General features: G+C 64.6%; 8 protein-coding genes. 7 read left to right on the top strand and 1 reads right to left on the bottom strand.

The features are described 5' to 3' along the window. Positions 1-225 precede the first annotated feature (225 nt). Together MH112_RS14265 and MH112_RS14260 are read left to right on the top strand one after the other, a co-directional pair. Entirely contained in the window at positions 226-462 is a 237-nt protein-coding gene (locus MH112_RS14265; protein WP_296569013.1) for a hypothetical protein, read from the top strand. Beyond that, positions 459-881, top strand: a complete 423-nt coding sequence (locus MH112_RS14260) for a PIN domain-containing protein (protein WP_296569010.1) — start codon at positions 459-461, stop codon at positions 879-881. The genes MH112_RS14265 and MH112_RS14260 overlap by 4 nt, the downstream gene beginning before the upstream one ends. Positions 882-1,248: 367 nt before the next feature. Here MH112_RS14260 and MH112_RS14255 read toward each other — a convergent pair whose 3' ends face one another. Then, positions 1,249-1,818 (bottom strand): nitroreductase, encoded by a 570-nt coding sequence (locus MH112_RS14255; protein WP_296569007.1) that lies wholly within the window; start codon positions 1,816-1,818, stop codon positions 1,249-1,251. Positions 1,819-1,934: 116 nt separating this feature from the next. Here MH112_RS14255 and MH112_RS14250 point away from each other — a divergent pair, with 116 nt between their 5' ends. From MH112_RS14250 to MH112_RS14230, 5 genes are all read left to right on the top strand, one after another. After that, positions 1,935-2,543, top strand: coding sequence for an NUDIX hydrolase (locus tag MH112_RS14250; protein ID WP_296569005.1), 609 nt, complete (start codon positions 1,935-1,937; stop codon positions 2,541-2,543). Positions 2,544-2,554: 11 nt separating this feature from the next. Then, positions 2,555-3,397: a serine O-acetyltransferase gene (gene cysE, locus MH112_RS14245; protein ID WP_296569002.1), complete on the top strand. Its 843-nt coding sequence runs from the start codon at positions 2,555-2,557 to the stop codon at positions 3,395-3,397. An 84-nt stretch (positions 3,398-3,481) separates the two neighbouring features. Continuing rightward, entirely contained in the window at positions 3,482-3,688 is a 207-nt protein-coding gene (locus MH112_RS14240) for a DUF3126 family protein (protein ID WP_296568998.1), read from the top strand. Positions 3,689-3,817: 129 nt separating this feature from the next. Then, positions 3,818-6,685 (top strand): response regulator, encoded by a 2,868-nt coding sequence (locus MH112_RS14235; protein WP_296568996.1) that lies wholly within the window; start codon positions 3,818-3,820, stop codon positions 6,683-6,685. A 48-nt stretch (positions 6,686-6,733) separates the two neighbouring features. Then, on the top strand, positions 6,734-7,678 hold the full coding sequence (locus MH112_RS14230; protein ID WP_296568995.1) for an alpha/beta hydrolase: 945 nt from the start codon (positions 6,734-6,736) through the stop codon (positions 7,676-7,678). Position 7,679 lies beyond the last annotated feature (1 nt).

Raw genomic sequence — 7,679 nt, 5'->3', positions numbered from 1 at the left:
TGCCGACCTTTGGCTCCCCGATCAGGGGGTGGCCCCTTACCGGGGGCGGGGCTGATAGGTGCCTGCGAGGGCGACCGGATAACTGCCCCTGGACGTTACGGAAGATATGGCAAGCGCTTCAACGCTGGCTTGCCGACGATGGCTTAGGTTTGGAAAGCCGACGCTGAGGCTTGCGCGCCCAGTGTGCGCCTTGATGCTTCCACAGTTTCACAGTATCACAGCGTTATGCGCAACATAACCGTCGCCATTGACGAAGAAACCTACCTCGCCGCCCGGGTGAAAGCCGCGGCGCAAGGCTCCTCGATCTCCGCCCTGGTCAAACAATTCTTGAAGGACCTGACCGCCCTTGACGCGCGGTTCGAAGCCCTTGCCCGGGAGGAGGAGGATATCCGTGTCAAGATTGAGGATTTCGACGCCGAGGCCCGATTGCCCCGCGGCGACCTTTATCGCCAAGACACATGAGCGTATTCCTCGACACCAATGTCCTCCTCTACAGCCTTGACCTCAACGTCGGCGAAGGGACCAAGCGGCATGTGGCGCTTGGCTATCTTGCACGCCGGGATGTGGTGCTCAGTGTGCAGGTCTTGCAGGAGTTCTACGTGCAGGCCACGCATGCGCGGCGGGCGCGACCATTGTCCCATGATAACGCCGTCGGCTTGATCCGCGCCTGGAGCCGCTTTGACGTGATTGACAATACCCAGGCCCTTCTCAAGGCGGGCCTGGCGTTGCGCGCCTCTGCGCAGTTGTCGCTCTGGGATGCTCTTGTCGTTGCAGCGGCCGCTGGTGCCGGCTGCGAAGAATTGATCACAGAAGACCTTAACCCTGGCCAGACCATCGCTGGCGTGCGGATTACTAACCCGTTCCACCGGGGTGCTACGTAAGCGCAACTGGCTGCAGATTGGGTCGCCGACTGGGCCGCGGCCGACGCCTGGCTTTGGAAGACCAAATGTGGGGCGTCCGCGAGCGAGCCGATCCCTGAAAACGGCAGCGTTTCCAAACCTCATGTCCAGCCGGACGAACAGACGCAGTCATTGCGCCCTCACTGGCGGCAAGGGCCTTCAACTGCTATATAGAGTAGGCCCAACTCTCCTCGGGCGTGTCACCGGAGGCCGGTCGGCGTTTGCGCCGGCCGGTCTTTGTGTTTCGCCCCGCCCAGGGGCTGGTGGCGGCACTCCAGGCGCGGGCTCTTACAGGTCTTGTTCGACAGTTGCATGACAGGCTCCGGGCAAGGACTGGGTGCCGGCAGGCCTATCCCTCCCAGCGGCTGACCAGGCTGTTGGCGTCGGGCCGGACGCGCTCCAGAGGCGGCGTCGCCGATGTTCCCATGAAGATGTAGCCGGCCACCCGCTCGCCGTCCTCCAGCCCTAGGATCGCCAGCGCGTCGGGGTCATAGGCGTACCAATCGGTGATCCAGTTGGCACCATAGCCCATGGCGATGGCACCATAGAGCAGGTTGGTACAGACCGCCGCAGCCGAGAGCAGTTGCTCCCACTCTGGGATATCACTTTGGCGCGGTCTGGCGATGACGGCCACGCCCAACGGTGGGGCCTTGAGTTTGCCGAGTTTGACCACGGCCTTGGTATCGCCCCGCTCCAGGGCCAGCGCCTCCAGTTTCGCAGCGAACGCGGCCTTTGGAGCGGTCTCCAGCACGATCAGGCGCCAGGGAGTCAGCTTTCCATGGTCTGGAACTCGGGTGGCCAGACGGGTGAGCACGTCCACCTCATCTGACGTGGGGCCAGGGGCAGCCAGGGTTTGAGCCGAGGCAGATCGCCGGGTGGCCAGAAACTGCAGCACCTCCGGGCACGGGGGCTGCGGCATGGGCGTGCCCATGGGGACAGGAGTAGGAAGGGGCGAGGACAAGGGATACCTTTTCTTGGATGGCCCGGAGACTCAGGGGCTGCAGTTCAACTCAATCGACGGCTCTAGTTGAGAATATGTCGCAAAAACTCTCCTGGCGCCAGCCCCATGGAAGCCCTTGGCAGGCGGGCCCGCCGCGCCGGGTGTACGACAATCCCTGGATCACCGTGGAGGAGTATGACGCGACGGCCCCCACAGGGGCTCCGGCGCTCTACGGGGTGGTTCGGTTCAAGAACCTCGCCCTGGCCATTCTGCCGTTGCACGACGACGGGACGGTGACCCTGGTGGGGCAGAACCGGTTTCCCCACGCCGACTACAGTTGGGAAATCCCCGAAGGCGGCGGGGCTCTGGACGGCGATCCCCTCGAGCACGCCCGCCGAGAGCTGCGCGAGGAGGTCGGGCTGGAGGCCTCAGAATGGCGCGAAGTGCTTCGGACGCAGCTGTCAAACTCGGTCACGGACGAACGCGCCATGGGCTTTCTGGCCCTGGGACTGAGCCCTGTCGACCACGCGCCCGATGAGACCGAGGACCTGGCGGTGGCGCGGGTGCCCTTCCGGGAGGCCCTGGAAACCGCGTTGGCTGGGCATTTGCCTGATATGCTGACAGTAGCAATGTTGCTTAGGGCCTACCATATGGCGCATGAGGGAGCCTTGCCCCCGGCGCTGACGCGCCGGATGCTGAGCTAGGGAGAACGCCCATGGGCCGGGAAGACGCCGCACGGCTGGAAGTGATCGATCCGGGCCATGCCCCCCCTGTTTGGGCGGCCCTGCGCAACGAGGCTGAACGTGCGGCGCGCGATGAGGCCGCACTCGCCTCTCTGCTGAACGCCGTGATCCTCAGCCACCATAGCCTTGGCGACGCCCTGTCCTATCAATTGGCGCGAAAGCTCGGCGACCAGGAACTGCGGGCCATGAGCCTTCGGGACATCGCTGAACAGGCCTATGCCGCCGCCCCTGGACTTGTGGACATCGCCGAGGCTGATCTTCGGGCGGTCTTCGAACGCGATCCGGCCTGCAAGGGCTATGTACAGCCCTTCTTGTTCTTCAAAGGGTTCCTGGCGCTTCAGACCCAGCGGGTCGCCCACTGGCTGTGGAGCCAGGGCCGGGACACCATGGCCTTTTATCTCCAGAGCCGGATGTCTGAGGTCTTCCAGGTGGATATCCACCCGGCCACCCGGATTGGCTCGGGCGTGTTCATCGACCACGGGACGGGCATCGTCATCGGTGAAACAGCCGTGATCGGCGACGAGGTTTCGCTGCTTCAAGGGGTGACCCTGGGGGGCACCGGTGCCGAACGTGGAGACCGGCACCCCAAGATCGGCCGCGGCGTGCTGCTGGGGGCCGGGGCCAAGGTTCTGGGCAATATCACCATCGGCGACTACGCCAAGGTCGCGTCAGGCTCTGTGGTTCTCAAGCCGGTCCCCGCCCATTGCACGGCGGCAGGTGTTCCGGCTCGGCTGGTGAACTGCCCCACGGGGGATGAGCCGGCCCGCAGCATGGACCACACCCTGTCCGAGGCTGTGTATGACTATGTCATCTAGGCGGGAAATCGCCTCGGCCTAGGTTTTATATGGGGGCGCGAACGTCTAGGTTCGCCGCTTCATTGGATTCCCAAGGAGCCCCCCGTGGACGAACGCGCGATGCGTAAAGTCGAAGGCCACCTGCGCGGCACCTTCGCCAATGCCAGGATCACCCTGGTTCCGCGCCCCAAGCAGAAAGACTCGGCCGAGGTTTACATCGCCGATGAATTCATCGGCGTCGTCTTCGAGGACGAGGACGAGGCGGGGTCCTACATGTTCGAGATGGCGATCCTGGCCGAGGATCTCCCCTAGGCCTGCGACGGATCAGCCCTGCTGGGATGATTTTGCATCTCTTGCCTGCATTTGACCTTCCCTTAACCCCTGAGGCAGACCTTACCCAAATTGGGTTTTGTCGCCGGTGTTGGTTTCCTGGGTGGGTGAATGTTCGGCACAGTAAGGCTCTGGGGAGGCTCAGCCTCTCCGAAGTTTGACGCCGTCGGTCTGCGCCCCGTGCTTCGCCGCATGGCGAGGGCGGCTCGGGCGCACTTTGCCGCCGTGCATGTCGAGATTGTGCTGCACGATGGTGATGACGCTTTTCGCTGCGCCGAGGACGGCGAGCTTGAGCTTGTGGTGGATGCGGGACCCGAAGTTCTTTTCACCACACCGCTTTGGTCTTCCGAGCAGGCCCAGAACACAGAGCTGGGCTTTGCCGGGGCGGTCTTCGTGGCGAGCGCCCCGATGCTGTTCCGTGGCCCCTGCCTGCGGGGCCGGATCACGGTTGTAACGGACAGCGCGCGTGGTGCCGACGCTGATCTGGCTGAAATCCTGGCGGATCTGGCCGACGGAGTTGCGACCACCGCCGAGCGCCTCCATGCCGACGCTGCCAATGACTTCGCCCAGGCCGAGGCCGATGCCGCCGAGCAGCTGCTGCTCAATCTGATGGCCTCAGCGCCGGTGGCGATGGCCGTCACCAACTGCGATCTGCGTCTCATGCACAGCAGTCCGCGTTGGCGAGAGGAGATGGGCCTGGTCGACCGTGATCTGCACGGAGAGTCGCTCTCTGAGCTCCTGCCGGAGGTCTTCAGCCGTTGGCAGGGCCGGTTCCAGGACTGTCTGGCAGGCGAAGTGCTGAAGGCCGAGCGGGTGCAGTTCGCCACTGCAGACGGTCGACGCATCTGGGCGCGGGTCGAGGTGGCACCCTGGCGTGCGCCTGATGGGACCGTCGGCGGGCTCATGCTGCTGTCACAGGACATTTCCGATCTGGTGGAGGCGATCGATCGCGCTCAGCGCTCAGAGTCTCGCATGCGTCTGGCCACCGAGTTGTCAGAAATCCATGTCTATGAGCTCGACTATACCTCACGGCAGCTGTTGAGCGTCGGTGCCGAGGATACGTTCTTCACCCGACGGCTGACCTATGATGACCTTTACCGCAATGTCTGGGGCACCGTGCATCCGGACGACCGCGCCATGGCGCAGGCGGCCTGGGACCATCACCAGCAGACGGGCGAGCCCTACCGGGTCGAGTACCGGGTCGCTCGGGATGATGGCCAGGAGGTCTGGGCCTATTCGACCTCGGAATTGATCACCGACCCAGCCGGCCGTCCCCTACGCCTTGTCGGCGCGCTGCAGAACATCACTAGCCGCAAGCAGGCGGAGGTGGAGATGGCTCAGGCCCGTGACGCCGCAGAGGCTGCCAATCGGGCCAAGAGCGAGTTCCTGGCCAATATGAGCCACGAGATTCGCACCCCCATGAACGGGGTGATCGGCATGAACGCGCTTCTGCTGCGCAGCGAGCTGACGCCAGATCAGCGCAAACATGCCGAGGCAGTCCAGACCTCGGCCGAAAGCCTGCTCTCGATCATCAATGACATCCTCGATGTGTCGAAGCTGGAAGCTGGCAAGGTCGATCTGGAATCGATCGCCTTCAGCCTCACCGATCTTGTGGAGGACGTGGCCGAACTGATGGCCCCTCGGGCGGCAGAGAAGAAGCTCGAACTGGCCTGCTATCTTGATGATGGGGCCCAGGGCGGGTTCACGGGCGACCCCACGCGCCTGCGTCAGATCCTGCTCAACCTCGTCTCCAATGCGGTGAAGTTTACAGAGCGAGGCTATGTGGCCATCGAGGTGTCCTCGACGTCTGCAGCCAACGGGTGCCAAGCGCTAAAGATCGAGGTCGCCGATACGGGTCCTGGTCTGACCCCGCAGGCCAAGCTCGGCCTGTTCCAGAAGTTCCAACAGGCTGACGGATCGATCACCCGCAAGTTTGGTGGCACGGGCCTTGGCCTGTCCATCTGCCGCCAGCTGGTCGAGCTGATGGGCGGGCAGATCGGCGTCAGAGACCGGCCAAGCGGCGGCTGCGTTTTCTGGTTCGAGGTCGAACTGCCCAGGGCGCAGCTGACCGAGGAGGCCCCTCCGCTAGATCATCCGTCGAGCCTTGCCGGCACCCGCATCCTGGTGGTCGACGATATCGCCTTGAACCGCGACATCTTCCGTCGGCAACTGGAGGGGGAGGGGGCCATTGTGGCTGAGGCCGACTGTGGCGCCGTGGCCTTGACCCTTTTGGGTGCGGCCTGCGAGGCGCGCAGGCCCTTCGACGTGGTGCTGCTGGACCACATGATGCCTGGAATGGCCGGAGATGAAGTGGCCCGGGCCATCCGCGCCTCCACCACCTTGCGCCAGCCCAGGGTCATCGTCGCCTCCTCCATGGGGCCGCCGTCGCGCGAGGAACTGGAGGACTGGCCAGCCCTCGACGCCTTCCTGACCAAGCCAGTGCGCCAGCATGTCCTGATGGATACCTTGCGCCAGCCTGGTGCAGGTCGATCTCTCCGTGCGACAGAGATGCATGCGGCTTCGCCTCATCCCCTTGGCCATTCCCCGGCCAAGGACCCTGAAGGCGGAGACCGGGTGCGGATTCTCCTGGCGGAGGACAATGAAATCAACACCCTGCTGGCCTGTACCCTGCTGCACGAGGTGGGGTGTGAGGTGGTCAGCGTGGTCAATGGTGCCTTGGCCGTGCAGGCCGCCGCCGCCGGGGACTTCGACCTGATTCTGATGGACATGCAGATGCCGGTGATGGACGGGCTGGAAGCCACCCGGCGGATCCGGTCACTCGGTGGGGCGATTTCTCAGGCCCCTATCGTGGCCATGACCGCCAACGCCATGCAGTCTGACCAGGACGCCTGCTATGCCGCCGGGATGAGCGATTTCATCTCCAAGCCGATCCATCCGGAAACCTTCCTGACGGCGATTGCCCGCAACCTCGATAATGCCATCGAAGGGTCCTTGAAACTCGTGGGTTCCGAGGCCTGAGACCCTGGTGCATTAAGGGCTCCAAAGGTCTGTCGCCGGAGCGATTCCATGCTGAAGGTCATCGCTCTGTCCCTCGGCGCCCTGCTCGTCCTATGGGTCGGTACCGGCCTGATCATCGAAGCGATTTTCGCGCCTAGGGATCTGCGGGGGCAGATGGTCGATCTGGGGGATCGGCGGCTGCGGATGGTGTGTGAGGGCCCCGACAGCGGCCCCCTGGTCTGGCTTGAGGCCGGTGCCTTCGGCTTTTCGGCCGATTTCTCTGACCTGCAGTCGGCCCTGGCGGCCGAGGGGGTGCGCAGCTGCGCCTATGATCGGGCGGGGCTAGGCTTTTCCGACCCTGGTCCTCTCCCCCGCGACAGCGCCGCGATCGTCACTGATCTGGAGCGTCTGATGGTGGCGGCCGGCGTCACCCAGCCGGTCGTCCTGGTGGGTCACTCCATGGGCGGGCAGCATGTGCGGTTGTTCGCCACCCGGTATCCCGAGCGGGTGGCGGGCATTGTCCTGGTGGATGCTGCGACGCCTGAGGCGGTGGAAATCCCCCTGGTACGACGGTTTGTCACCACCTTTGGCGGGCTCTCTCAGGCGACAGCTACGGCCATCAGTCTTGGGCTGGCCAAGCCCCTGTTCTTCCTGGGCGACCGGATTGGCCTGAGCGGTCCTGCCGTGCGGGAGAAGCAGGCGGCCTTTGTGTCGGGCCGCCACGCCCGAAATGCGGCCAATGAGGCCTCTCACTGGCTGGCCAGCGCGGCCATGGCCAGGGCCGCAGGGGGGCTTGACCCGGCCTGGCCGGTGGCTGTCGTCACTGCTGGCGCTGCGGCAGATGAAACCAATGCCTGGGGCCGCGCGCGCCTGGCCCCGGTCAAGGCCTCGGCCCACGGCAGTTATGCTGCGGTCCCCGCCGCCGGCCATGCCACCCTCCTATCCCACGCCCACAACGGCGAGGTTGTCGCAGCCGTAAAGCGGGTGATCGCCAGCGCCCGGAAGCCGGTCTGAC

It is taken from the genome of Phenylobacterium sp. (assembly GCF_022402485.1).
Lineage (GTDB): Bacteria > Pseudomonadota > Alphaproteobacteria > Caulobacterales > Caulobacteraceae > Phenylobacterium.
The sequence above is the reverse complement of the archived record's forward strand: the minus strand, read 5'-3'. Positions and strand labels throughout refer to the sequence as shown.

Excerpts from the sequence above, each read along its gene's own strand:
- MH112_RS14265 (WP_296569013.1), top strand. The coding sequence starts at position 226 with ATGCGCAACATAACCGTCGCCATTGACGAAGAAACCTACCTCGCCGCC.
- MH112_RS14260 (WP_296569010.1), top strand. The coding sequence starts at position 459 with ATGAGCGTATTCCTCGACACCAATGTCCTCCTCTACAGCCTTGACCTC.
- MH112_RS14255 (WP_296569007.1), bottom strand. The coding sequence starts at position 1,818 with ATGCCGCAGCCCCCGTGCCCGGAGGTGCTGCAGTTTCTGGCCACCCGG.
- MH112_RS14250 (WP_296569005.1), top strand. The coding sequence starts at position 1,935 with ATGTCGCAAAAACTCTCCTGGCGCCAGCCCCATGGAAGCCCTTGGCAG.
- cysE (WP_296569002.1), top strand. The coding sequence starts at position 2,555 with ATGGGCCGGGAAGACGCCGCACGGCTGGAAGTGATCGATCCGGGCCAT.
- MH112_RS14235 (WP_296568996.1), top strand. The coding sequence starts at position 3,818 with ATGTTCGGCACAGTAAGGCTCTGGGGAGGCTCAGCCTCTCCGAAGTTT.
- MH112_RS14230 (WP_296568995.1), top strand. The coding sequence starts at position 6,734 with ATGCTGAAGGTCATCGCTCTGTCCCTCGGCGCCCTGCTCGTCCTATGG.